Below are 26,907 nucleotides of genomic sequence, written 5' to 3' on the forward strand. Positions count from 1 at the left end.
TCCTAAAATGAAGCGTACTATTATTGCTAAAAATAATGGTAAAAAATGGGCGTTCAGTGTGTTTTTTGCACTGAAAAGGCTGGGAAAAGCACACATTTCGTAAAAGAATGACGGTAGAGTTGCAATTCCTGCTTTTTTATCAAATGATACTGTGGAACTTCAAAATCAAATTCTTAAATTTGCACCTCATTAAACGAAACACAAAATCATGTTTGATAATTTAAGTGATAAACTCGATAAAGCCTTTCATATATTAAAAGGTCATGGAAAAATTACTGAAGTAAACGTTGCTGATACCTTAAAGGAAGTGCGCAGAGCTTTACTGGACGCCGACGTTAACTTTAAAATTGCCAAAGATTTTACCACACGAGTAAAGGAAAAAGCTATCGGTGAAGACGTATTAACGACTTTACAACCGGGACAATTGATGGTGAAAATCGTTAAAGACGAATTAACCGAATTAATGGGAGGTGATGTTGCCGGAGTTAATTTGTCGGGAAATCCGTCTGTGATTTTGATGTCCGGTTTACAAGGATCCGGTAAAACAACTTTCTCCGGAAAGCTGGCTAATTTCCTTCAAACAAAAAAGAACAAAAAACCATTATTGGTTGCCTGTGATATTTATCGTCCAGCTGCGATTAATCAGTTACATGTAGTTGGAGAACAAATCGGAGTTGAAGTATACTCGGAACCGGAAAATAAAAATCCGGTTGAAATTGCATTAAACGCAATTAAACATGCTAAAGCTAACGGTTTTAATGTTGTAATTGTCGATACAGCCGGACGTTTGGCAGTTGACGAAGAGATGATGACGGAAATCGCTAATGTACACAAAGCGATTCAACCTCAGGAAACACTTTTCGTAGTCGACTCAATGACAGGTCAGGATGCTGTAAATACAGCTAAAGCATTTAATGATCGTCTTAATTTTGACGGGGTAATCCTGACAAAATTAGATGGTGATACTCGTGGTGGAGCAGCTATTTCTATTAAATCCGTGGTAGATAAACCTATTAAGTTTATCGGTACCGGAGAGAAAATGGAAGCTATTGATGTATTCTATCCTTCGCGTATGGCTGATCGTATCCTGGGAATGGGAGACGTGGTGTCGTTGGTAGAAAGAGCTCAGGAACAATATGATGAAGAAGAAGCGAGAAAATTACAAAAGAAAATCGCTAAGAATGAATTCGGTTTTGATGACTTTCTGACGCAAATTCAGCAAGTGAAGAAAATGGGTAACATGAAAGACCTTGTCGGAATGATACCGGGAGCCGGAAAAGCATTGAAAGATGTGGAAATTGAAGATGATGCTTTTAAGCATATCGAAGCGATTATTCATTCGATGACACCGGACGAAAGAAAAAAACCGGCTATTCTGGATGCAAAACGTAAAGCAAGAGTAGCAAAAGGTTCCGGTACGAATATCCAACAGGTGAACCAATTGTTGAAACAATTCGATCAGATGAGTAAAATGATGAAGATGATGCAGGGCGCAGGAGGGAAAAACCTGATGCGAATGATGGGAGGAATGAAAGGAATGAGATAATATATAAGACGCGATTAGTCGCGTCTTCTTTTTTTAGAATAAGCAACACACAAATAATACAGGAATGCAACTACTAGACGGAAAAAAGATTTCGGAGGAAATCAAAAATGAAATTGCTGCCGAAGTGCAGAAAATGAAAGAAAACGGAGAAAAAGTGCCGCACTTGGCCGCGGTTATCGTTGGAAATGACGGAGCCAGTCTTACTTATGTAGGAAGTAAAGTGAAAGCTTGCGAGCGAGTAGGTTTTGAATCGACATTGGTTAAAATGCCGAGTACAACATCGGAAACGGAATTGTTGAAGAAAATTAAGGAATTAAACGAGGACGATGATATCGATGGATTTATTGTACAGTTACCGTTGCCGGATCAGATTGATACGCAGAAAGTACTGATGGCAATTGACCCGAGTAAAGATGTTGATGGTTTTCACCCTGAGAATTTCGGAAAAATGGCTTTGGATATGTCAACTTTTATTCCGGCAACACCTTTTGGAATCCTGGAATTGTTGGAGCGTTATAATGTAGAAACGAAAGGGAAGCATACGGTGGTAATCGGAAGAAGTCATATTGTAGGACGTCCGATGAGTATTTTGATGGGAAGAAAAGGATTTCCGGGGAATTCAACCGTTACCTTAACACATAGTCATACTAAAAATATAACACAGATTACCAGTCAGGCGGATATCATCATTACAGCTTTAGGAGTACCGAATTACCTGAAAGCGGAAATGGTTAAAGATGATGTCGTAATTATAGATGTGGGAATTACGCGTGTTGCTGATGAAAGATCAGAAAAAGGATATGTGATCACGGGCGATGTTGATTTTGAAAATGTAAGTAAAAAAGCTTCGTTTATCACGCCGGTTCCGGGTGGTGTTGGTCCGATGACTATTGCAATGTTGATGAAAAATACATTATTGGCAAGAGAGCAAAAAAGATTAAAAGCAGAATAAATGATAATTACACAGGTAACATCACCGCAACAACTGGAAATTATACGGTCTTTAGCTTATACGATTTGGCCGGATACATACGGAGCTATTTTATCGGAACAGCAATTGAATTATATGTTGGATAAAATATATGCAATTCCATCGTTGCAAGAACAGCAACAAAATGGTCAGCATTTTGTATTAGTTGAAGAGGATGGTGTATATTATGGTTTTGCTTCCTATCAAATTAATTATAAAGAAGGAAAAACCAAGTTACATAAAATATATGTTTTGCCGCAAACGCAAGGTAAAGGAATAGGGAAGCTATTGCTTGGATATATAGAGCAAGTGGTAGTGGAAAATAAAAACCAATCGTTATTGTTAAATGTAAATCGTTTTAATAAGGCTATTGATTTTTATACTAGACAAGGTTTTGAAGTTGTAGGTGAAGAAAATATTGATATAGGTGAAGGTTACCTGATGGAAGATTATATAATGGAGAAAAAAATAAAATGATATAAGACCGCAGGATTTCCTGCGGTTTTTTTATTTCATCCGGACACACCCGCCAGATTTTTAAACCTGTCGGGTTTTATATTTTAGTTGAAGAATTTTAGTTATAGTGTTTTCTACTCTATATATATTATAGTGTAAAGTATCCGTTTTTGATACCCGAAGGTTTTAAAAACCCGTGAGATATGAAAAAGAGCATTCTTTTTTCTTTTCTCTTTCTTCTTTTTTCGGGATGATTAGCATTAAAAACCGCCCTATATATAGGAGTAGATGTCTTTTCTCTAGCTTCTTTTCTCTTAGATCTTATGATTGCAGCAAAAAAGGAGTTGTGTTACTAAATGGTAATGAGGGAGTTAAAAAATAGTTTTAAAAAAAGGTTTAATAAAGTTTGCGAAATCGGAAAAAGGTTCTAGTTTTGCAGCCGCAATAAGGAAGTTCATTGAGAGTTAGCAGCAGATTGGAAATTGACTAAGGAATAGAAAAAAAGTCAAAAAAAGATTTGCGAGAAACAAAAAAGCGAATTATCTTTGCAGCCCGCAAAACAGGGAAGTTCTTAAAGATATTGAGTGAGGAAAACGAAGAAAATTTTTTCAAAAAAAACTTCAAAAAAATCTTGCACAGTTTTAAAAAAGTTTCTACTTTTGCAGCCGCTAACCGAGAGAGGTTAGTTGGAAAAAGAGAATGACACGTTCATAGACATATTGGATTGACAGCATACAAAGAGAGAGTAAGATTTTTCGAGTATAAAAAATTAGACCTGAGAATTATCGACAATATTAAAAATATACGATGAAGAGTTTGATCCTGGCTCAGGATGAACGCTAGCGGCAGGCCTAACACATGCAAGTCGAGGGGTAGGATTAGCTTGCTAATCTGAGACCGGCGCACGGGTGCGTAACGCGTATGCAATCTACCTTGTACAGAGGGATAGCCCAGAGAAATTTGGATTAATACCTCATAGTGTTTTAGAGTGGCCTCACTTTATTACTAAAGTTCCAACGGTACAAGATGAGCATGCGTCCCATTAGCTAGTTGGTGTGGTAACGGCATACCAAGGCAATGATGGGTAGGGGTCCTGAGAGGGAGATCCCCCACACTGGTACTGAGACACGGACCAGACTCCTACGGGAGGCAGCAGTGAGGAATATTGGACAATGGGCGCAAGCCTGATCCAGCCATGCCGCGTGCAGGATGAAGCATCTATGGTGTGTAAACTGCTTTTATACAGGAAGAAACCCTACCACGTGTGGTAGATTGACGGTACTGTAGGAATAAGGATCGGCTAACTCCGTGCCAGCAGCCGCGGTAATACGGAGGATCCAAGCGTTATCCGGAATCATTGGGTTTAAAGGGTCCGTAGGCGGTTTTGTAAGTCAGTGGTGAAATCTGGTCGCTTAACGATCAAACGGCCATTGATACTGCAGGACTTGAATTACCAGGAAGTAACTAGAATATGTAGTGTAGCGGTGAAATGCTTAGATATTACATGGAATACCAATTGCGAAGGCAGGTTACTACTGGTTTATTGACGCTGATGGACGAAAGCGTGGGGAGCGAACAGGATTAGATACCCTGGTAGTCCACGCCGTAAACGATGGATACTAGCTGTTGGGCGCAAGCTCAGTGGCTAAGCGAAAGTGATAAGTATCCCACCTGGGGAGTACGAACGCAAGTTTGAAACTCAAAGGAATTGACGGGGGCCCGCACAAGCGGTGGAGCATGTGGTTTAATTCGATGATACGCGAGGAACCTTACCAGGGCTTAAATGTAGAGTGACAGATTTGGAAACAGATTTTTCTTCGGACACTTTACAAGGTGCTGCATGGTTGTCGTCAGCTCGTGCCGTGAGGTGTCAGGTTAAGTCCTATAACGAGCGCAACCCCTGTTGTTAGTTGCCAGCGAGTGATGTCGGGAACTCTAACGAGACTGCCGGTGCAAACCGTGAGGAAGGTGGGGATGACGTCAAATCATCACGGCCCTTACGTCCTGGGCTACACACGTGCTACAATGGCCGGTACAGAGAGCAGCCACTGGGCGACCAGGAGCGAATCTATAAAACCGGTCACAGTTCGGATCGGAGTCTGCAACTCGACTCCGTGAAGCTGGAATCGCTAGTAATCGGATATCAGCCATGATCCGGTGAATACGTTCCCGGGCCTTGTACACACCGCCCGTCAAGCCATGGAAGCTGGGGGTACCTGAAGTCGGTGACCGCAAGGAGCTGCCTAGGGTAAAACTAGTAACTGGGGCTAAGTCGTAACAAGGTAGCCGTACCGGAAGGTGCGGCTGGAACACCTCCTTTCTAGAGAAAGATAAGCATCAGGTTTATGATACAAGAGATTTTACTCTCGCTGTTAGTTCAAAAAAAAGAAAAGTAAAAAGAGTTTAAACTATTTTTAGAGGAAAATGTGAGTTTTAATTTAAAATTCAGCATTTAAAATTTAAAATACGTTAAAAATAGTCTCGTAGCTCAGCTGGTTAGAGTACTACACTGATAATGTAGGGGTCGGCAGTTCGAGTCTGCCCGGGACTACAACTTTTACTTAGAAGGAAATTCTGGAAGTTGGGATTTGGATTAAGGGTTATTAATTCAAAATTCGAAATTCAACATTCAAAATAAGAAAGAATGGGGGATTAGCTCAGCTGGCTAGAGCGCCTGCCTTGCACGCAGGAGGTCATCGGTTCGACTCCGATATTCTCCACGATTCCATAATAATGGAAAATAGTTCATTGACATATTGAGATAAGAAAACAAAAAAATTAGAAAGCACAGAATTTAGGGTGCATCGTAAGATGTATTTTAAAAAAGTAAGTACAATAAGCAAAATAAGGGCGTATGGGGGATGCCTAGGCTCTCAGAGGCGAAGAAGGACGTGATAAGCTGCGAAAAGTTACGGGGATTGGCACATACGAATTGATCCGTAAATATCCGAATGGGGCAACCCACTATGTTGAAGACATAGTACATCGATAGATGGGCGAACCCGCTGAACTGAAACATCTAAGTAGGCGGAGGAGAAGAAAACAAAAGTGATTCCGTAAGTAGTGGCGAGCGAACGCGGAAAAGCCCAAACCAGTGCTGTTACGGCAGTGCTGGGGTTGTAGGACCACGACATTTCTTGCGGATTGAATTGGAATAACCTGGAAAGGTTAACGATATAGGGTGATAGTCCCGTACAAGTAAGAGAAGATAAGAATAGTGGTATCCTGAGTAGGGCGGGGCACGTGAAACCCTGTCTGAATCTGGCGGGACCATCCGCTAAGGCTAAATACTCCTGAGAGACCGATAGTGAACCAGTACCGTGAGGGAAAGGTGAAAAGAACCGTGAATAACGGAGTGAAAAAGATCCTGAAACCATACGCCTACAAGCGGTCGGAGCCCTTAAGTGGGGTGACGGCGTGCCTTTTGCATAATGAGCCTACGAGTTACCGTTGCTGGCAAGGATAAGCACTTCAGGTGTGGATCCGTAGCGAAAGCGAGTCTGAATAGGGCGCCATAGTCAGTAGTGGTAGACGCGAAACCGTGTGATCTACCCATGGGCAGGATGAAGCTGTGGTAACACACAGTGGAGGTCCGAACCGGTTGACGTTGAAAAGTCTTCGGATGACCTGTGGGTAGGGGTGAAAGGCCAATCAAACTCGGAAATAGCTCGTACTCCCCGAAATGCATTTAGGTGCAGCGCTGATTTAGTTATATAGAGGTAGAGCTACTGATTGGATGCGGGGGCTTCACCGCCTACCAATTCCTGACAAACTCCGAATGCTATATAATGATTTTCAGCAGTGAGGGCATGGGTGCTAAGGTCCATGTCCGAGAGGGAAAGAACCCAGACCATCAGCTAAGGTCCCCAAATGTATGCTAAGTTGAAAAAACGAGGTTTGTCTGCCCAGACAGCTAGGATGTTGGCTTGGAAGCAGCCATTCATTTAAAGAGTGCGTAACAGCTCACTAGTCGAGCGGACGAGCATGGATAATAATCGGGCATAAGTATACTACCGAAGCTATGGATTTGTATTTGATACAAGTGGTAGGGGAGCATTCTAAACTGGGTTGAAGGTGATATGTGAGTATTGCTGGACTGTTTAGAAAAGAAAATGTAGGCATAAGTAACGATAATGCGGGCGAGAAACCCGCACACCGAAAGACTAAGGTTTCCTCAGCTATGCTAATCAGCTGAGGGTTAGTCGGGTCCTAAGGCGAACCCGAAAGGGACAGTCGATGGCCAACGGGTTAATATTCCCGTACTACTTATAATTGTGATGGGGTGACGGAGTGATGAAAGTACCGCGAACTGACGGAATAGTTCGTTAAAGCACCTAGCTATAGGTCCCGTAGGCAAATCCGCGGGAACTGGTGAAATGCGATAGTACACGGAGTCTTCGGACAAAGTGATAGTGTACCTAAGGGCTTCCAAGAAAAACCTCTAAACTTAGATTATAAGTACCCGTACCGTAAACCGACACAGGTAGTCGAGGAGAGAATCCTAAGGTGCTCGAGAGATTCATGGCTAAGGAATTAGGCAAAATAGACCTGTAACTTCGGGAGAAAGGTCGCCAGCAGCAATGCTGGCCGCAGTGAAAAGGTCCAGGCGACTGTTTATCAAAAACACAGGGCTCTGCCAAATCGTAAGATGAAGTATAGGGCCTGACACCTGCCCGGTGCTGGAAGGTTAAGAGGAGATGTTATCTTCGGAGAAGCATTGAATTGAAGCCCCAGTAAACGGCGGCCGTAACTATAACGGTCCTAAGGTAGCGAAATTCCTTGTCGGGTAAGTTCCGACCTGCACGAATGGTGTAACGATCTGGACACTGTCTCAGCCATGAGCTCGGTGAAATTGTAGTATCGGTGAAGATGCCGATTACCCGCAGTGGGACGAAAAGACCCTGTGCACCTTTACTATAGCTTAGTATTGACCTTGGATAAGTGATGTGTAGGATAGGTGGGAGACTATGAAGCGGCTTCGCTAGGAGTTGTGGAGTCATTGTTGAAATACCACCCTTTGCTTATCTGAGGCCTAACTCTTCGGTGAAGAGGACATTGCTTGGTGGGTAGTTTGACTGGGGTGGTCGCCTCCAAAAGAGTAACGGAGGCTTCTAAAGGTTCCCTCAGCACGCTTGGTAACCGTGCGTAGAGTGCAATGGCATAAGGGAGCTTGACTGAGAGACATACAGGTCGATCAGGTACGAAAGTAGAGCATAGTGATCCGGTGGTTCCGCATGGAAGGGCCATCGCTCAAAGGATAAAAGGTACGCCGGGGATAACAGGCTGATCTCCCCCAAGAGCTCATATCGACGGGGGGGTTTGGCACCTCGATGTCGGCTCGTCACATCCTGGGGCTGGAGAAGGTCCCAAGGGTTGGGCTGTTCGCCCATTAAAGTGGCACGCGAGCTGGGTTCAGAACGTCGTGAGACAGTTCGGTCTCTATCTACTGTGGGCGTTAGAAATTTGAGTGGATCTGACTCTAGTACGAGAGGACCGAGTTGGACAAACCTCTAGTGTATCTGTTGTCCCGCCAGGGGCACCGCAGAGTAGCTACGTTTGGAAGGGATAAGCGCTGAAAGCATATAAGCGCGAAACCCACCACAAGATGAGATTTCTTTAAAGGGTCGTGGGAGATGACCACGTTGATAGGCTATAGGTGTAAAGGCAGTAATGTCATAGCCGAGTAGTACTAATAACCCGTAAGCTTATGTACGTGTCCTTCCGCCGCAAGGCGGAAGGGAAGTCTTTCTGACTGATGTTTTTGATTTTTTATCTCAGTATGTTAAAATATTAGTGTCTCGTTTAGAGAACGAGACCAACGATTTAAGGTGGTTATTGCGGCGGGGCTCACCTCTTCCCATTCCGAACAGAGAAGTTAAGCCCGCCTGCGCAGATGGTACTGCAATCCTGTGGGAGAGTATGTCGCCGCCTTTCTTTTAAAAACCCTATCATTACTGATAGGGTTTTTTGTTTTTATAGTTTTGAGAATAAAAAGCTTTGCTTTAAGCGAATAATAAGTACTTATAGACATAAAAAAAACCGGCATATAGCCGGTTTTTTTTGTAAGAATTTGAAATAGTTACTTTTTATTTCTAAAATGATTATTTCGGTTGTTATTGTTTTTCGGATTAAAGGCTTTTTTAGGTGTAGTTTCCACTTTTGGTAAGCTAGCTTCTTCCGTTTTACTTGATGGTGCAATAAGTTGGTTTAACGTCTTTATTTCGTTATCTGTCAATTCTCTGTATCGTCCCACAGGTACATCAAGAGATATGTTAATGATACGAATACGTTTTAAAGCAGTTACTTCATAACCCAGATATTCGCACATTCTTCGAATTTGCCGGTTTAATCCCTGAGTAAGAATGATCTTAAAAATAAACTTGCTGACTTGTTCTACTTTGCACTTTTTGGTTACGGTGTCTAAAATAGGGACTCCATTACCCATTCGTTCTATAAAACGATCCGTAATAGGTTTGTTAACCGTTACAATATATTCTTTTTCGTGATTGTTACGGGCTCGTAATATTTTGTTTACGATGTCACCGTCGTCAGTCATAAAAATAAGACCTTCACTGGCTTTATCCAGTCGGCCTATAGGAAAAATACGTTTGGGGTAATTGATATAGTCTACGATATTGTTACGAACGTCGGGATTGGTGGTACATTCAATACCTACCGGTTTGTTAAAAGCCAGATAAACGGATTTTGTAGTTTTTTCCCGTACTAATTTACCGTCGACTCTTACTTCGTCATCAGGAGTGACTTTAGTGCCCATTTCCGGAACTATTCCGTTAAGGGTAACTCTTCCTTCTTCAATTAGCCTGTCGGCTTCTCTCCGGGAGCAAAATCCGGTTTCAGACAAAAATTTGTTGAGTCTTTTTAAATTTTCTTCCATCCGACAAAAATACGCTAAATATAAAAGAATGCCAATTAATTGCTTCCGAATAGCTTAATCGGCTTCAAAAAGAAAATGATAGATCTGTTGATATAGTTGATCATCATGAAGACTGTGTCCTAATCCTTTAGTTGAAATAAATTCGGCCGATTTCCAGGCTTCAGCAATTTGTTTTCCTTCATTATAGGAAACAACAGTATCATCTTCGTCATGAGCAATAAGTCCTTTCAAACTAAGACTCGATGCAAAATGTTTTCCGGAAAAAGCATAAGGATCAATATTAAAACGTTCCATAATTCGCTGGTCCAAAAGACGGGATACCTTTTTATTTAGACTTATTGTCTTTTTGTAATTGTTAAGGACGATGATAAATTCACTTGGAGCGCCTAAAATAACCATTTTTTCTAATAATGGATTTTGATAGGTGTATTGATAATAGATACAGGTTGCACCACCCATAGAGTGTCCTATAATATATTTAGGATTAAATCGCTGCATGATAGCATCGACAAAACGTGCGTATTCGGGAATATTAAATTCGGTTCCGCTGGATAATCCCTGTGCCGGACCGTCTAATGCGATGATCGTACTGCCTGATTTTTTAAGCCAATTGATAATGCGTTCCCAACGGGAAGCATTGCTTTCCCAACCGTGAACAAGTAATATACGATGATCATTTCCTTTCCAGGTATAGGTTTGGATCTGGTGTTGGCCAAATGAAACGATTTCAGGATGCGCTTCACTCAGGATTTTCGGGATTTTGTTTGAATCCAGTTTACCGTCACGCGGTTCTGTAAAATAACGGTAGGCCAATTTAGTGGCTTTTTCAGGGAACAGGAATCCCATCAGGTTGATGTATAACCCGATGGATTTGGTTAAAATAAAGTAGGATATTTTGTGAATCAGTTTCATAAAAAAAGCCTCCGGTTGGAGGCTTTAAGTTACTTATATTTTAGAAAATAATTGTTGCATTTTTTCTTTTTCTTCATCTGCTAATGCACTGTCAACAAGAATTCTTCCGCTATGCTCATCCGTAATGATTTTTTTACGGGAAGCAATTTCCATTTGCGTTTGTGGCGGAATCGTGAAGAATGATCCTGCAGAAGCACCTCTTTCAATAGAAACAACAGCTAAACCATTACGAACACTTGTACGGATTCTTTTGTAAGCATTTAATAAACGCTCTTCAATTAGATCCTGGAATTCAGCTGATTTTTCTAATAAGAAGTTTTCTTCTTTTTCAGTTTCAGACATGATATCATCCAACTCTGCTTTTTTGTGTTTTAAATGCGACTGTCTGGCATCTAGCTTCTCTTTCGTTTGCGACACAACTTCTTTTTTGTGTTCAATAGAGGCTTTCATTTCACGGATGTGTTTTTCCGCTAATTGAATTTCTAATTCCTGGAATTCGATTTCTTTAGATAAAGAGTTGAATTCTCTGTTGTTACGAACATTCTTTTGTTGTTCGGTATATTTCTTAATTGCTTCTTTGTGGCCTTCGATAGCATTCTTTTTTTCTTTGATTTGCTCTTCGATTGTCTCTAAATCAGCTTTCAGTTTCTCTAAACGAGTGCTTAATCCAGCTACTTCATCTTCTAAATCTTCCACTTCAAGAGGTAATTCACCTCTTACATTTCTAATTTCATCAATGCGTGAATCGATTAACTGTAAGTCATAAAGTGCTCGTAACTTATCTTCTACACTTAGTTCTTTGATGTTTGTCATATTTTAAAAGTACTTAACTGGATTTGTATTTTCTTCCGATAAAATGATTGCAAAATTAGGGATTTTTTTCGTAAGATAATCAACTATATAGTTTTTTGTGTACCTTTCACTTTCAAAATGACCAATATCGGCCAAAAGTAGTTTGTTTTCGGCTTCATAAAACTTGTGATATTTCAAATCCGCAGTAAGAAATGCATCGGCTCCGGCTGTTATAGCATTGCGAATTGCAAAACTTCCCGAACCACCCAGAACGGCCACTTTCTTTATATTTTTACCGATAAAAGCGCTGTGACGGATTCCTCCGGTTTGCATATTCTTTTTGACCAGTTGAAGAAATTCGGTTTCCGTTAACGCGGTTTCAAATTCACCGATCATTCCCAAACCGATATTCTGATGGTTATTTTGCAGTTGGTAAATTTCATAAGCTACTTCTTCATAAACATGATTTTGAAACAGCGCTTTTAGAATTTTACCTTGTAAATGTTTTTCGAAAGTGATTTCGATTTTAATTTCCGGTGCTTCAACAAACTCAAAACGCGCTCCTATTTCAGGATTACTGTTTTCATTCCCCATATAGGTACCGATACCTTGTGAGTTAAAACTACAATCTTCATAATTGCCTATTTTTCCGGCTCCGGCTTCGAAAAGCGCATTGCGTAGTTTTGCTGCATTTTCAGGAATGGTATAGGTGACTAATTTTTGAATGAAATTTTGTTTCGGTACCAATACCTTAGTATTAAGGAGACCAAGTGCATCACAAAATATTTTATTTACGCCCTGTTGATGATTGTCCAGTGCCGTATGAACGGCATAAATAGCGATATCATTTTTAATCGCTTTTAGAATGGCCCGTTCTACATAATTTTTGCCGGTAATTTTCTTTATACCGGAAAAAAGAATCGGATGGAAGCAAACCACAAGATTACATTGTCGGCTAATCGCTTCTTCGATTACATTTTCAAGTGCATCATGGCAAACGAGTACACCGGTTGCATCAGCATCGGCATCGCCAACCAATAAGCCTACATTATCAAAATCTTCGGCATAAGCCAACGGAGCCATTTCTTCCAGCAGGTCGAGTATTGCTTTTATTTTCATCTGGTCTGATTTTAGGATTTAGCCGATGCATTAGGCCATAACAAGGCAAACTTTACGGCAAAAGTTATTTTCAAAGATAAAAAATAGCTACTTTCGTAATATGAATTTTCTGCGAAAAATACTTTTTCCTTTTTCAATTCTTTACGGATGTATCACCGGGGTTCGCAACTTTTTGTATGACAACGGAATACTGAAATCCCAATCTTTTACGATACCGGTTATTGCTGTTGGGAATCTGAGTGTAGGAGGAACCGGAAAGACACCTCAAATCGAATACCTGATCCGATTGTTGTCGGGTAATTATAAAGTGGCTACTTTAAGCAGAGGGTATAAGAGAAAATCGGAAGGTTTTGTTTTGGCCGATAAAACTGCCAATGCTGCCATTTTAGGAGATGAACCCTATCAGTTTTATAGAAAATTCCCGGATGTCTCCGTTGCTGTCGATGCCAATCGTTGTAATGGAATAACGCAATTATTGACGTTGTCTGAAAAGCCGGAAGTGATTTTATTAGATGACGCTTATCAGCATAGAAAGGTAAAAGCCGGATTTTATATTTTACTGACGGCTTATGACGATCTATATATCGATGATTTAATTTTGCCGGCCGGAAACCTTAGAGAGAGTCGGAAAGGTGTTGAACGTGCTGCTATTATTGTCGTTACAAAATGTCCGGAAACGCTCACACAAACTCAGCAAAATCAGATTCGTACCCGATTAAAATTAAAACCGGAGCAACAGTTATTCTTTACTTATATTAAATATGATGCGAAGGTGTTTTCGGAAAAGGAAAGCCTGTCGGTGGACAATCTGGATCGAAATGCATTTGCGTTGGTCGCTGGGATTGCAAAACCTCAGCCTTTTTTTGAGTATCTTAGCGGGAAAGCAGATCAATGTATGACTTTTCCGGATCATCATGAATTTACGGATAAGGATATTGCAATGATACGGGAAAAGGCTGGTGCTAAAAAAATCATTACAACCGAAAAAGATTATGTACGACTACAGGGAAAATTGCCTTCTGAGCAATTGTTTTACCTACCGATTGTCAGTGCATTTTTAAATAATGAAAACGATTTTGATAAAACTATTTTAGATTATGTGGGAGCAAGTACAAGAAACAGTTAGTTACATTAAAGAAAAAACAAATTTTACTCCTGAATACGGTGTTATTTTAGGTTCCGGATTGGGCGGATTTACCAATGATATTGCAATTGAATTTACATTACCGTATAATGAAATACCGAATTTTCCGGTGTCGACCGTACAAGGACACAAAGGTGCTTTGGTTTTCGGAACCATCGGGACAAAAAAAGTGGTTGCCATGCAAGGCCGTTTTCATTTTTATGAAGGCTATAGTATGAAAGAAGTGACTTTTCCGGTACGGGTAATGAAATACCTTGGAGTAGAAAAATTAATCGTTTCAAATGCATCGGGAGGTGTAAATCCGGATTATAAAGTAGGATCAATAGTGATTATTAAAGATCATATTAATATGATGCCGGAACATCCGTTAAGAGGAAAAAATGATGAACGTTTCGGTCCGCGTTTTGTAAATATGAGCGAACCGTATAGCCGTAAGATGATCGCTAAAGCGAAAGAACTGGCTGCTGATTTAAATATTGAAGTAAAAGACGGTGTATATCTTGGATTACAAGGACCAACTTTTGAAACACTGGCCGAATACCGAATGGTAAAAGCGGTTGGAGGTGACTGTGTCGGTATGTCAACGGTTCCGGAAGTAATTGTTGCCCGTCATATGGATTTGCAATGTTTCGGAATTTCAGTGATCACAGATATGGGCGATGAACATAGTATTGACACCATAACACATGATGAAGTGTTGGAAGCGGCTCAGGCTGCGGAACCGCATGTGCGTCATTTAATTCAGAATCTGATAACGGCTTACTAATTGCCGTTTTTTGAAATGATGGTGGTTGCAATAATCTCGTAGAACTTCTCCGGATCAAAAGGTTTTGTAATCACCTCATTCATACCGTATGAAAGCAACATTTCCCGGTTTTCGTCCAGTGAAATAGCCGTTAATGCAATAATTGGGGTTTGCATGTCAAACTTACGAATCTCTTCGGTAGCAATTGTACCGTTAATTCCCGGTAGATGAACATCCATTAATACCAGATCATATACGTTTCGATTCTGGTTCAAATGTTCGATAGCATCTTCACCATTTTCAATAATGGTGCAGACCATCTGTTTGCGTTCCAGCATTTTTTTAGTGATCATCTGATTGATTTTATTGTCTTCAACCAAAAGGATCTTTTTATCTGTTAGCCATTGCTCGTCATATCCGAGACCGGTTTTCTTTTCAACGTTTATTTCTTCACCGATAGGGAACGATAAATCAAAGTAGAATTTAGCGCCTTTATCCAGCTCGCTTTCCAAATTGATTTTTCCGCCTAATAATTCTACCAGACGTTTTACAATAGCAAGGCCTAATCCGGTACCGCCGTATTTTCGGTTAATCTCAACGGAACCTTGTGTAAAACTGTCAAAAATAGTTTCCTGTTTCTCTTTTAAAATTCCGATACCGGTATCGATAATTTCAAAATGAAGCGTGACAATGTTGTTCTGATTGTCTTTTTGTGTGATGTTAATCCATACGTCTCCGTCTTTCGTAAATTTAAGCGAATTGTTGACTAGATTGATCAAAATTTGTGACAATTTGGTCGGATCACCAACCAGAAAACTTGGGATTGTTTCTTCGATGCTCAGACGACAGATTACGTTGTTATTATTGGCGATCTCAATAAAAGAGTCCATAATATTTTTGAATAACTCCCGGATATTGAAATTGATTTTCTCGATTTCCAGAGCATTTGATTCAACACGGTTGATTTCCAGAATATCATTGATAAAAGTTGACAGGTAATTACCGGAAAACTTCAATGAATTCAGATAGGCCAGCTGACTTTCCTTTGGTTTGTCCTCCAATAAGATATGCGTGATTCCGTTGATTGCATTTAACGGCGTACGTAACTCGTGACTGACTGTAGATAAAAATTCCGAACGGGCTTTGGATGCTCTTTCCGCGCGTTCTTTCTCTACTTCCAATTCCAGATTTTTATCTTTTAATAGCTGATTGGTTTTCTTTCGGATGATATTGTTCTTATAGAGCGAAAGACTGAGTAATGATAAAATTGAGATTAAGGCAATACTTAGGATGCTGATCAATTTTGAGAATTTGATCGATTTTTCCTGCTCCTTATTCTCTTTGTCCATTTTCTCAATGGTTTTGAGTTGTTCGTTGGCAATATACCGCTCGAAAGCCGCTTCTCCAATACTGTCGTTATTAATCGCCGAAAGAGAGTCTTTTAAATGAACATAACGTTTCAGGTAATAAAAAGATTGGTTGACAGCGTTGGTTTTATTGTATAACGTACTGATCTTACGAATGATTTTTAGCTTCTGGGAGACGTTGTTATTACTCGTTAGTACGTTAGCCTTTTCCAAATAATCAATGGACTTTTTAGGATTATTCCTTTCATTGATTTCAGCTAACTGATAATAGGCTTCGGCTTTGGTTTCGAAAAGGTTGTCGATATTATTCTTTGAAATAATATTTTTAAACAATGCAGTAGCGAGATTGATATTCCCTTTCTTTTTATAGATGATTCCTTTTTGCAAATTGATCAATTCAATTGCGTCCGGAATTTGGATCTGTTCGTAGATTGAAATTGCTTTGTCGAAATAATTTTCGGCTATTGCAAAGCTGTTTTTATCCAGATAACATAAGCCCAGATTATAATAGCAAAAAGCAATATTGGATGACGGCTTTAAATTATTGTAGATGGCAAGACTACGGATGAAGTTTTCAATGGCGTCATCGGTTTTTTTGAGTTGATAGTAAATACCGCCAATAGCCAGATAAGTGTCAGCCAGGCCTTTTTCAAGGTTGTTCCTGGTGGCATAATTAACGGCTTTTTTTCCGAACTCTAAAGCCTTATTATAGGTGTAATTGTTTTTGTGGAAATTTGATAACTCCAAATAATAAGTAATACTGTCTACTTTTATGGGGGCGTTTTTTTCCTGTGAAAAACCAGTTGTTCCTATAAAAAATAATAAAAGTAGTATATACCGCATTCCTTTGTTTAAAAAATCAGCATAAATATAGTTAATTATTTGTTATATGTGTGCGTGATCAAATCAATTATTCGGGAGGAATAGCCGATTTCATTGTCATACCATCCGACAACTTTTACCATTTTATCGATTACAGAAGTCAGCTGAGCATCGAATAAACAGGAATTCGGATTACCGATGATATCGACAGAAACAATAGGGTCTTCGGTATAGGCTAAGATTCCTTTTAAATGGGTTTCGGAAGCTTGTCGGAATGCCGTATTAATTTCCTCAATGCTTACCTGACGTTTTACATTAAACGTAATATCGGTTAATGATCCGTCCGGAACCGGTACACGAATACCGCAGCCTCCCATTTTACCATCCAGATCCGGAAAAATTTTAGTTAAGGCTTTTGCTGCACCGGTGGTTGTCGGTACGATCGATTGCGCGGCACCACGGGCTCTTCTTAAATCTTTATGCGGTTGATCATGTAAACTCTGATCTGTCGTGTAAGAGTGAACGGTTGTGATATAAGCCTGTTCGATTCCGCATAATTCCTGAATTACTTTGATCATCGGAGCGGCATTGTTTGTAGTACAACTGGCATTGGAGATAATAAGTTCTGTTCCGTCCAAAATGGACTCATTAACACCTAATACTACTGTTTTTATAGTATCGTCTTCAGCCGGAGCTGAAAGGATTACTTTTTTTGCACCGGATTGTATATGTGCTTCTGCTTCCGGATACGTTTTGAATTTTCCGGTTGCTTCTACAACGATATCAACATTTAGTGGTTTCCAGTTTAAATTGGAAATCTCTTTTTCATGAAAAAAGGGAAACGATTTACCGTCAATGATAATGGATTGTTCATCAAAAGTAACCGCATTAGGGAGTACACCATGAATACTGTCGTATTTAATTAAATGTGCCATGGTCCTGTTATCGGCAATATCATTAATCGCTACTACTTCAATAGAAGGATGATTTAATAATAATCTGAACAGGTTACGCCCGATTCTGCCGAACCCGTTAATGGCAATTTTAATTTTTGAATTCATTTCAGTGTCAGTATTCGTATATGGGTTGCCCGATTTATAAAATGTGTTTTTGAGCGTGGTAAGACGAACGAACCAAAGCACCGCTTTCTACATGGCGGAATCCTAATTCTTTACCGATTGCTTCGTATTTGGCAAATTGTTCCGGTGTGATAAACTCTTTTACCGGTAAATGCTTTTTACTGGGTTGCAGATATTGACCTATGGTTACAATATCAACATTAGCTTCGCGTAAATCGGTCATTGTTTGGATTACTTCCTCTTCGGTTTCACCTAATCCTAACATAATTCCGGATTTGGTACGACGGATGCCTTTGTCTTTTAAATATTTTAATACGGCAAGACTACGATCGTATTTTGCCTGGATACGCACTTCTCGTGTTAAACGACGAACGGTTTCCATGTTGTGCGATACTACTTCAGGATTTGCTTCAACGATACGGTCGATATTACGTTCCATTCCCTGAAAATCCGGGATAAGGGTTTCTAAAGTAGTTTCCGGATTCATTCGACGGATCGCTTTTACGGTTTCTTTCCAGATAATAGAACCGCCGTCTTTAATATCGTCACGGTCAACACTGGTAATTACCGCGTGTTTAATATTCATCAATTTGATAGAACGGGCCACTTTTTCAGGTTCGTCCCAATCCACTGTTTCCGGACGTCCGGTTTTTACGCCGCAAAAACCACAGGAACGCGTACATACGTTACCTAATATCATAAAGGTAGCCGTTCCTTCTCCCCAACATTCACCCATATTCGGACAACTACCTGACGTACAGATGGTATTCAGTTTGTATTTGTCTACAAGGCCTCTTAATTCCGTATATTTTTTTCCCGTTGGCAACTTTACACGTAACCATTTCGGTTTGCCGGTAGGGATGATATTCGTATCTAAAACAGTTTCCATTACTGATAATTTTGAAGTGCAAAGATACGTAATGTTGTTTATTTGTGATAACCCGTTTAACGCATTTTTAATAAGGCGGATTGATAACCCGGTTGTTCCCGAAATGCTTTATTTTAAAAATAGTACCTTTGTAAGTATTGTTAAAAAGCCTTTTGATTTATTTTGAGTAGTATGAAAGCAACAAAACTGTTTACCGAATTTTTTAATAACGAAAAATCATCCGGAATCGTATTGATTTTTTGTACCGTGATTTCACTTTTACTAGCGAATTCAGGACTACAGGAAGCATATGAAAGTATCTGGCATTTTAAATTAGGTTCTCATTCTTTTGAACATTGGATCAATGACGGATTAATGACGATTTTCTTTTTTCTGATCGGATTGGAATTGGAACGGGAAATATACAAAGGAGAGCTTTCGAATATTAAAAATGCTTTATTACCGATTTTTGCAGCAATGGGGGGGATGTTGGTTCCGGCCGGAATTTATATGATTTTTAATCACGGCACACTAACACAATCCGGAGCGGGTATTCCAATGGCGACGGATATTGCTTTTGCATTAGGCGTACTGTCTTTATTGGGAAGTCGGGTTCCGTTATCACTAAAAGTTTTTCTGACGGCTTTAGCGGTAATCGATGATTTGGGCGCGATTTTGGTGATAGCCATTTTCTATACGGATCATTTATCGGTTATGAATCTTGGGATTGCGTTAGGTATAATGGCTGTTTTATTTGTTTTTAACCGATTAAAAGTGAATAACCCGTTTCCGTATCTTTTAGGAGGTGTACTGATGTGGTATTTTATGTTGAATTCCGGAATTCACGCAACAATTACAGGTGTTTTACTGGCTTTTGTAGTGCCTTTCGGAGATGGCGGTAAAAAAACGATTTCCTATAAAATGCAGCATGCCTTACACAAACCGGTGGCCTTTTTTATATTACCGTTATTTGCATTGGCGAACACAGCTATTGTAATCGGTAATGATTGGGTAGAAGGTTTAATGCATGAAAATAGTATCGGTATTTTTCTGGGATTGGTTGTCGGAAAACCACTGGGGATATTCCTGTTTAGTTTTTTTGTTGTTGCTATCGGACTCTGTAAGTTACCGGAGGATTTACGTTGGAAACAGATACTGGCTACCGGATTCCTCGCCGGAATCGGATTTACAATGTCGATATTTATAACACTACTGGCTTTTAAAGACCAACCGGAGGATGTTACAATTTCTAAAATAGCTATTCTGATCTCTTCACTGGTTGCCGGCCTGATTGGATTTGCGTTTCTAAAGGTTTCGCTTGGAGAGCGTAAAGAGTGAAGAGTAAAGAGTGAAGAGTAAAGAGTGAAGAGTAAAGAGTAAAGAGGAAAGAGGAAAGAGGAAAAGTACTCTTGCTATATAGCAGTAAAACCTGTCAGTATTTAGCCGGCAGGTTTTTTATTTAGGAGTAAAGTGACTCTTTTTTCTTCCTTCTTTTTTCTTGTTTCTTTCTTCTTGTTTCTCTCTCCGTCTAATTGACATTCACCGTTATCGGTAGGTTATAAGCAGTTCTAACCGCATTACCGTTTCTGTATCCCGGACTCCATTTGGTGGTCATGGTGCTTAAAACACGAATAGCTTCTTTTCCTAAGCCATAACCCGGATCTCTGGTTACACGGATATTAGATAGACTACCGTCTTTTTCAACGATAAAATAAACCAATACTTTTAAGGTTTTAACATCTTCCAGTTCCGGTGTTTTAAAACGTTTACCAATTGTTGACAGAAAAGCGTCAATTCCTCCCGGATATTGCGGTAAAGCTTCCAGTTCATATGTAGCGTTGACTGCATTGTTACTTTCCGTTCCGTTTCCGTCTCCGTTTCCGGTTGGTTGTGAAGCAACACTCATACTAGTAGTCGTACCGGTACCTTCTGCATTTTCAGAACTGATAGCCGCATTTTTTAATTCATCATTTGTAGGAACTTCCTGTGTGGCCTGATTTTTAGGCACCGGTGTAAAACCGGTGAATTTGATTTTTTTTACCGGATCGGATGGTGTCGTTTCTAACTTCGGTTCCTCAATCTTTTTAGGTAGCGTCGGTATAAGATCAACAACGACAATTGTATCATCAAATAGTTTCGGAATATTACCGGCTACATTGGGATCCGGTTTAAAGTAATTTGAAATTATCGGAACGGCAATAGCAGATCCTAATAATAAAACACCGGTACATAAGGCTTTTAGTGTTGTTTTCGGATTTTCTGAACGTAATTGATAAGCGCCGTAAGCCTTGTTACGGCCCTCAAAAACCAAATCAAGCCATTTGGTTTCGTAAATGTTTAATTTAGACATGATTAACGTAGTTTAAGGTTATTATATAGTGGTATTACCTTTAATAACGTTATTTTTGTAGGAATAGTATTTAGCTTGTTAATATTTTGAATACTTTATTTTAATTGTATTGATTTGTTGTGTTTTTGTTGGTGGTAAAGAAGAATGTTTGAGAATATTGAGTTTATTTTTTCTGCTGAATAATTTCGGCTAATAGCTTTTTAGCACGAAGCAGTTTAATTTTTACATTGTTTAACGGCTCTTCCAGTTGATCTGCAATTTCCTGATAACTCATTTCCTGAAAATAACGCAATTGGATTACTTCCTGATAAGCCGGTTTTAATTCTTTAATATATTGTAATAATCGGGCAAGATTTTGCTCTTTGATGATTTCATCCTCAATAGTAGGAGTGGAATCAATAACATTATAAGCTTGTTGGTTTTCTTCGTCTATTGTACCTAAGAATAAAGCCGATTTTTTTTTGCGTAACATGTCGATATGTACGTTCTTGGCTATTGCGATCAGCCAGGTGTTAAAACCGAATTCAGGATTGTAAGAGGTAATTTTGTCAAAAGCTTTAGCAAAGGTTTCAATTACGATGTCTTCCGTATCCGTTTCGTTTTCGGTACGTTTTAGCATAAATCCGTAAATCTCATTCCAGAAAAAATCCAGTAAAAAGGTAAAAGCAACCTGATCACCGGTCTTTGCTTTTTCAATATTCCGTTGAATTATTTCCGAATTTATTTCCAATGTACCGGTTTTGAAAAGGAGTTGGTAAAATACACGTTTAGTTGTGTGAAGATAAGGATTAATTCGATTACAGGAAACCAATACATCACATCTTTTTCCTGTAATTTACCGGAAGCATAGCCCAGTGTAATCCAGGTGATGATATAACGGAAAACAACTAGTCCGGCTACAATCATCCATTGGAACTGAAAAGCGAGCAATACGATCGCCAGAATAAAAAAGGATAGTTGTGAGAAAAAGAATAATCCCAATTGGAATTTGTCAAATCCTTTATAATAAGAGGCTGTCGATACATGACGGCGTTTCTGCTGAAACCAGCTTTTATATGTTTTTTTAGGAGTCGAAACGGTAAAGCTTTCCGGACTGTAGCAAATGGTTGTATTCTTACTGTTGGCAGCCTGATTAATAAAAAGATCATCGTCTCCGGAGCGTACTTTCATATGGTCCATAAAACCGTTTACTTTAAAAAACTCCTCTCTTTTATAAGCAAGATTACGACCAACTCCCATATAGGGTTTACCCATTTTTGCCCATGAAAAATATTGGACTGCTGTTAAAAGCGTTTCAAAGCGAATAATTTTATTAAGGAAAGAGCCTTTAATCTTTTCATAAGCGCCATAGCCTAAAATAATCGTCTTATGTAAGGTGAATTGAGAGGTCATTTGCATGATCCAATCTTTAGATGTCGGATAGCAATCGGCATCCGTAAAAAGTAAATACTCTTTGCGGGCGGCTTTAATTCCTAAAGTTAATGCGAATTTTTTGTTCCCCCAGAAAGCCTCGTTATTCTGCACTTTTACCAGTCGGATATTCGGGTATTTTTTTTCAAAATCCTCAAAAATTTCGAGCGTGTCATCGCTCGATGCATCGTCAATTAAAACGATTTCATAATCAGGATAATTCTGCTCGGCTAAAATCGGGATAAATCGGGCTACATTTTCGGCTTCATTTTTAGCACATACAATGACGGAAACCGGAATGCGTTTTGAAGTTATTTTTTGAGGCTGAGCAAACGCAAATTTGCCGAATACAATTAAATAATAAAAAACCTGGATGGCAAGAATTCCGATAAAAATGTAAAGTAGAATTGTTAGCATATGCAATTCATCAGGGGATTAATGAAGTGGCAAAGGTACGAATCAAATGTTAAATTTCAACCGGATTTTTACAAATTCCTGCTTCGATTTATTTTCTGTTTTTTCGCATTTCACAGGCAATACTGATCGCATTGGGGTCTTTTTGAGCTTCCAGTCGGTCAATAATGGCAGAATAATTTTTATTATCCCGGTTTTGGGAAAGCTTATGAACAGCCTGTATTTCGGTAATAGTAATTTCAAAACCGATGATGCCGTTTAGCTGTCGCATGGTTTTATCGGATAAATCTTCAATTCGTGTCGGATTCCCGGATGTTGCTTCGTATTTGTCAACTAGTTTTTTTAAGGAAGATACCAACGCTGCGCCTTCAATAATTCGGATGGTTCCGTAAATATGAACCGCTATGTAGTTCCAGGTAGGTACGTTTTCATGATCATACCAGGATGATGAAATATAGGAGTGCGGCCCGTTAAAAATGGCAAGTACAGTATCGCCGTTTTGTAAAGATCCGGATTGCGGATTGGCTTTTGCAATATGTCCGTGGAGTATTTCCGTTCCATCAGCCTGATAATCCAGTTCTAACGGAATATGAGTTCCCCAGGGTTTGCCGTCAGTTTGATTAATAAGGATGCCAAAGCTATTTTCCCGAATAAAGGAGCGAATAGCTTCGGGGTCATTATTCCTATATTGATCATCAATATACATACTTTAGATAATATTGACTTCGGCTTCTATAGCAATGCCGAATTTTTCAAAAATGGTTTTCTGAATGTTTTGTGATACAGCCAGGATTTCTTTTCCGGTAGCATTACCGTAATTCACCAAAACCAAGGCCTGATGTTGATGTATTCCGGCATCACCAAAACGTTTGCCTTTAAATCCGGCCTGTTCAATCAACCAGCCGGCCGGTACTTTGACTTCTGAATCGGATACTACATAATGTGGCATTTCCGGATATTGACTGTGTATTTTTTCGAATTCGGTTTTACTGATAACGGGGTTTTTAAAAAAACTACCACTATTACCCAATTCTTTCGGATCCGGTAATTTACTTTGGCGTATGGCAATTACAGCATTGCTTACGTCTTTGATGGTCGGGTTTGAGATGTTAAGTCGGGCTAATTCGGTTTCAATTGCGCCATAGGAAGTATTGATCTTATGGTTGTTTCGGGTTAACTTAAAAGTAACGGATGAAACGATAAAACGGTCTTTTTCCTCATTCTTGAAAATGCTTTCCCGATAACCGAACCGACATTGTGTTTTGTCAAATGTTACGATTTCCTGTGTTGCGATATTCATAGCCCGGCACGATACAAAAGTGTCTTTGATTTCTACGCCATAAGCTCCGATATTCTGAATGGGCGTTGTGCCTACATTTCCCGGAATCAGCGACAGGTTTTCTAAACCGCCCAATTGCTGATCAATGCACCATAGTACAAATTCATGCCAGTTTTCACCGGCTTGTGCGCTCACCAAAGCATAATCGTTGTTTTCTTCCAGGATGTTTTTTCCCTTTAAATTGACGTGAATCACTAAACGATCAATATCCTGTGTGAGCAGCATATTACTGCCTCCGCCTAAAATAAACGGTTTTTCCGAATGGTGTTTTTTTAAAACTTCGGCCAGTTCGGTCTCGTTTTCAACTGCAATAAAGGTTTTTGCTTTGGCTTCGATACCAAATGTATTGTATTTTTTAAGTGAAAAATCGGAAGAAATTGTCATGAATAATGCTGATTTTTTAACGATGTAAAAATAGGTAAACCATTTTAAATTCCGTTTCTTTTCGATAATAGAAATGCTAAAAAAACGAAAGACATCAGGATACTGTTTTTAGGATCTTGGCATAAAATTCTTCTTTGTTTACCGGTTTGCTGACAACGGATTCAAAAGGAAGTTCTTCTATATTTCCGTTACGGGTAATATTATCGTCTCCTGTGATTGCTATAATCGGAATTGTATACAGGCTTCGGATGTCACGAGCCAGTTGAATACCGGATTGGGTGTCCAATTGTAAATCGGTTAGAATTAGATCGACCGGGTGAACAGACAAGTGATTTTTAAGTTCCGGAATGGAAGTAAAGCCGGTAAAACGGGCATTTGTAGTTGTAATCAGTTTTCCTACTATTGATAAAGCAATGGGATCATCGTCTATGGCAACTATCGAAAGTGGGTTTCTTTCATTGATTTCGCGTAATTGTTCCAGACCGGTTTTGGTTGTTCCGTTTTTATCGAGTAATAATGAAAAACGAACTTCTGTTCCTTTTTGTAAAACGCTGGTTACGGATATGGTTCCTCCGAAAAGCGCTACGATTTCTTTACAGAGGTTTAATCCTAAACCGGCGCCCAGTTTGATTTGTTCGGAGTGAAATTTACTTTGGTAATGCTCGTTAAAGATGTTTTCAAGATCTTCAGCCGGAATGCCGGCTCCGGTATCTTTTATAATTACATCGAGAAGGTATTGATTGCCTTTGTCGGATAAATCGGCTGTTACTTTAATATGTCCCTGTTTGGTAAACTTAATGGCATTTCCGATGATGTTATAGAAAAGTTGGTGTATTTTGACATTATCAGCCCAAACCATAGTGTCTGACTTTGAGTCAATAGCCAGAATCAAATCGATTTTTTTGATTTCGGCCAAAGAACGAAGGGATTCTAAAACGGAAAGAATTTCGTTTTTTAGATTAAAAGCGGAGTTATATACAACGAGTTTACTGTTACGGTTTTTAAAAAAATCCAGTATCTGGTTCATGGTAATCTGAAGTGAATTAGAGGTGAAAATTAACGAATTTACGGTTGGAATGTCGGTTTCCGGTAAACGGGAAGTTTTGAGCTTCTTCGAAAAATTGGAAATAATATTTAACGGAGCTCTCATTTCATGACTAAGCATTCCGATAATCCGGTTTTTGAATTCCAGATTTTTCTCGGCCTCAGTTTTGGCATTCAGTAGGTTTTTTTCGTAGATGTAAGCAAACTGAGTATAAAATAAAAGTATGATTGTAATGATAATCATAATCGCCAGTAACGTCAGAATCAATGTTTTTTGCTTCTCGATGTTATTAAGTGCGGTTATGTATTTTAACTTGTCGAGCTCTTGTGCCGAATCGGAATACATCTGGAGTATTTCCTGACTGTTTTTTAAAATCGTTTTATTGATTTCAAGTAGTTCCCGGTCTTTTTTGCGAAGATTATTATACGTCTGATTTAGTTTTTTAAACTCTTGGGTATAATAATGATCAATACTTGTAAAAGTATTTTTTAACTGATCTTCAAAAGAGCCGACCTTTTCTGTGTTGCCGTATATCATTTTGATTCGCACCTGAAGACGCTCTTTCATAATGTTATTTTTCCCTGAAATGGCTTTCCCTATTCGTGTGAAAAAACCGTTTTTTCGGTCTTTATCAGTCGTTAGTATCGTGTCATAACTAATCGAATTCAGGGTTTTGTTGTAATTGTATTTCCGGATGTTGTAATTGGGCGGAAGAGAGTCGCTTTCCATTAGCGGAATGATTCCTCTTCGCATCAGGGAATCCAGTTGCTTACGGATGCGATAAATTTCTTTTTCAGTTGTCTCTTTCGATTTGATAACGTTAAAAAAATCTTTGTTGACTTCCGTAAGTTTGTCCAAACTGTCCAGATAAACCGTCATCTCACGAATAGAACGTTCATACTGACCCAATGATGCTTTCTTATAACTTAACAGATAATCGTTAAAAGCATTCTGAGCATTTAAAAAAGACTGGGTAGCCTGATTGGAAAAATAAATAGCTTCATTCGGTTTGTTGGCGTTTTGAACCGATTCCGACAAAGTATTGTACTCTTTGTTTTGTTGGTACCACATCCAGAAAAAAAGCAGTTGGATGATTATTATGGAAATGAAAAGCGCAATATGAACTTTTTTTCGCTTTTGTAAAGGAATCTTCATCAGCTATCTTTATAAGTCAGTTACTAAATTCGGTAGCATTAAAAAGAAAGGCAGGTAGTGGTATTTGGGGCTGTAAATTTAGGAAAGTCGATGTT

At 39.3% G+C, this 26,907-nt stretch carries 19 protein-coding genes, 2 tRNA genes and 3 rRNA genes; 11 read left to right on the plus strand and 13 right to left on the minus strand.

Annotated features, from left to right (window positions below; all coding sequences use genetic code 11):
• The first annotated feature begins 208 nt into the window (after window positions 1-208).
• The 8 genes from ffh to rrf all read left to right on the plus strand — a co-directional run bounded on the left by ffh (window position 209) and on the right by rrf (window position 8,906).
• On the plus strand, window positions 209-1,546 hold the full coding sequence (gene ffh, locus NOX80_RS07885; protein WP_256552744.1) for a signal recognition particle protein: 1,338 nt from the start codon (window positions 209-211) through the stop codon (window positions 1,544-1,546).
• A gap of 64 nt (window positions 1,547-1,610) precedes the next feature.
• The gene (locus tag NOX80_RS07890; protein WP_256552745.1) at window positions 1,611-2,498 is read left to right on the plus strand and encodes a bifunctional 5,10-methylenetetrahydrofolate dehydrogenase/5,10-methenyltetrahydrofolate cyclohydrolase; all 888 of its coding nucleotides are present in this window, start codon (window positions 1,611-1,613) and stop codon (window positions 2,496-2,498) included.
• Window positions 2,499-2,993: a GNAT family N-acetyltransferase gene (locus NOX80_RS07895; protein WP_256552746.1), complete on the plus strand. Its 495-nt coding sequence runs from the start codon at window positions 2,499-2,501 to the stop codon at window positions 2,991-2,993. It begins immediately after the preceding gene.
• A gap of 783 nt (window positions 2,994-3,776) precedes the next feature.
• Window positions 3,777-5,292, plus strand: a 16S ribosomal RNA gene (locus NOX80_RS07900).
• 157 nt (window positions 5,293-5,449) lie between these two features.
• Window positions 5,450-5,523, plus strand: a tRNA-Ile gene (locus tag NOX80_RS07905).
• Between the two features lie 95 nt (window positions 5,524-5,618).
• Window positions 5,619-5,692 (plus strand) — tRNA-Ala (locus tag NOX80_RS07910).
• Between the two features lie 113 nt (window positions 5,693-5,805).
• A 23S ribosomal RNA gene (locus tag NOX80_RS07915) occupies window positions 5,806-8,685 on the plus strand.
• A 111-nt stretch (window positions 8,686-8,796) separates the two neighbouring features.
• Window positions 8,797-8,906: ribosomal RNA gene (gene rrf, locus NOX80_RS07920) — 5S ribosomal RNA — on the plus strand.
• The 16S, 23S and 5S rRNA genes sit together here with 2 tRNA genes alongside, the layout of an rRNA operon.
• Before the next feature lie 145 nt (window positions 8,907-9,051).
• Here rrf and rluF read toward each other — a convergent pair.
• The 4 genes from rluF to NOX80_RS07940 are packed head-to-tail and all read right to left on the minus strand — an operon-like array spanning window position 9,052 to window position 12,690.
• Window positions 9,052-9,867, minus strand: coding sequence for a 23S rRNA pseudouridine(2604) synthase RluF (gene rluF, locus NOX80_RS07925; RefSeq protein WP_256552747.1), 816 nt, complete (start codon window positions 9,865-9,867; stop codon window positions 9,052-9,054).
• Window positions 9,868-9,921: 54 nt separating this feature from the next.
• Window positions 9,922-10,779 (minus strand): alpha/beta hydrolase, encoded by an 858-nt coding sequence (locus NOX80_RS07930; RefSeq protein WP_256552748.1) that lies wholly within the window; start codon window positions 10,777-10,779, stop codon window positions 9,922-9,924.
• A gap of 33 nt (window positions 10,780-10,812) precedes the next feature.
• A complete protein-coding gene (locus NOX80_RS07935; protein ID WP_256552749.1) occupies window positions 10,813-11,592 on the minus strand; it encodes a zinc ribbon domain-containing protein in 780 nt (259 codons plus the stop codon).
• Window positions 11,593-11,595: 3 nt separating this feature from the next.
• Entirely contained in the window at window positions 11,596-12,690 is a 1,095-nt protein-coding gene (locus tag NOX80_RS07940) for a Nif3-like dinuclear metal center hexameric protein (RefSeq protein WP_256552750.1), read from the minus strand.
• 100 nt (window positions 12,691-12,790) lie between these two features.
• Between NOX80_RS07940 and lpxK the strand changes: the two genes are divergently transcribed.
• Both lpxK and NOX80_RS07950 read left to right on the plus strand, forming a co-directional pair.
• Window positions 12,791-13,816 carry a tetraacyldisaccharide 4'-kinase gene (lpxK, locus tag NOX80_RS07945; RefSeq protein ID WP_256552751.1) on the plus strand — a complete coding sequence of 342 codons (1,026 nt, stop codon included), beginning with the start codon at window positions 12,791-12,793 and terminating at the stop codon, window positions 13,814-13,816.
• A complete protein-coding gene (locus NOX80_RS07950) occupies window positions 13,788-14,600 on the plus strand; it encodes a purine-nucleoside phosphorylase (RefSeq protein ID WP_256552752.1) in 813 nt (270 codons plus the stop codon). Before lpxK ends, NOX80_RS07950 begins: the two co-directional genes overlap by 29 nt.
• Here NOX80_RS07950 and NOX80_RS07955 read toward each other — a convergent pair.
• Genes NOX80_RS07955 through lipA form a run of 3 tightly spaced genes read right to left on the minus strand, consistent with a single transcriptional unit; the run spans window position 14,597 to window position 18,736 of the window.
• Window positions 14,597-16,789 carry a tetratricopeptide repeat-containing hybrid sensor histidine kinase/response regulator gene (locus tag NOX80_RS07955; protein WP_256552753.1) on the minus strand — a complete coding sequence of 731 codons (2,193 nt, stop codon included), beginning with the start codon at window positions 16,787-16,789 and terminating at the stop codon, window positions 14,597-14,599. The two genes, NOX80_RS07950 and NOX80_RS07955, sit on opposite strands and share 4 nt — an antisense overlap.
• A 35-nt stretch (window positions 16,790-16,824) precedes the next feature.
• Window positions 16,825-17,829, minus strand: a complete 1,005-nt coding sequence (gap, locus tag NOX80_RS07960) for a type I glyceraldehyde-3-phosphate dehydrogenase (protein WP_256552754.1) — start codon at window positions 17,827-17,829, stop codon at window positions 16,825-16,827.
• Between the two features lie 34 nt (window positions 17,830-17,863).
• Window positions 17,864-18,736 (minus strand): lipoyl synthase, encoded by an 873-nt coding sequence (gene lipA, locus NOX80_RS07965; RefSeq protein WP_256552755.1) that lies wholly within the window; start codon window positions 18,734-18,736, stop codon window positions 17,864-17,866.
• A 171-nt stretch (window positions 18,737-18,907) separates the two neighbouring features.
• Here lipA and nhaA point away from each other — a divergent pair, with 171 nt between their 5' ends.
• Entirely contained in the window at window positions 18,908-20,053 is a 1,146-nt protein-coding gene (gene nhaA / locus NOX80_RS07970) for a Na+/H+ antiporter NhaA (RefSeq protein WP_256552756.1), read from the plus strand.
• 190 nt (window positions 20,054-20,243) lie between these two features.
• Here nhaA and NOX80_RS07975 read toward each other — a convergent pair whose 3' ends face one another.
• From NOX80_RS07975 to NOX80_RS08000, 6 genes are all read right to left on the minus strand, one after another.
• The gene (locus NOX80_RS07975) at window positions 20,244-21,065 is read right to left on the minus strand and encodes an energy transducer TonB (RefSeq protein WP_256552757.1); all 822 of its coding nucleotides are present in this window, start codon (window positions 21,063-21,065) and stop codon (window positions 20,244-20,246) included.
• Window positions 21,066-21,228: 163 nt separating this feature from the next.
• Entirely contained in the window at window positions 21,229-21,795 is a 567-nt protein-coding gene (locus NOX80_RS07980; RefSeq protein ID WP_256552758.1) for an RNA polymerase sigma factor, read from the minus strand.
• Window positions 21,786-22,892: a glycosyltransferase gene (locus NOX80_RS07985; protein WP_256552759.1), complete on the minus strand. Its 1,107-nt coding sequence runs from the start codon at window positions 22,890-22,892 to the stop codon at window positions 21,786-21,788. The genes NOX80_RS07980 and NOX80_RS07985 overlap by 10 nt, the downstream gene beginning before the upstream one ends.
• Window positions 22,893-22,980: 88 nt before the next feature.
• Window positions 22,981-23,595 carry an FMN-binding negative transcriptional regulator gene (locus tag NOX80_RS07990; RefSeq protein WP_256552760.1) on the minus strand — a complete coding sequence of 205 codons (615 nt, stop codon included), beginning with the start codon at window positions 23,593-23,595 and terminating at the stop codon, window positions 22,981-22,983.
• 3 nt (window positions 23,596-23,598) lie between these two features.
• Window positions 23,599-24,612 carry a UDP-N-acetylmuramate dehydrogenase gene (gene murB / locus NOX80_RS07995; protein ID WP_256552761.1) on the minus strand — a complete coding sequence of 338 codons (1,014 nt, stop codon included), beginning with the start codon at window positions 24,610-24,612 and terminating at the stop codon, window positions 23,599-23,601.
• Window positions 24,613-24,706: 94 nt separating this feature from the next.
• The gene (locus NOX80_RS08000) at window positions 24,707-26,812 is read right to left on the minus strand and encodes an ATP-binding response regulator (RefSeq protein WP_256552762.1); all 2,106 of its coding nucleotides are present in this window, start codon (window positions 26,810-26,812) and stop codon (window positions 24,707-24,709) included.
• Window positions 26,813-26,907: the final 95 nt, after the last annotated feature.

This window comes from Flavobacterium cerinum, assembly GCF_024496085.1.
GTDB classification, from domain to species: domain Bacteria; phylum Bacteroidota; class Bacteroidia; order Flavobacteriales; family Flavobacteriaceae; genus Flavobacterium; species Flavobacterium cerinum_A.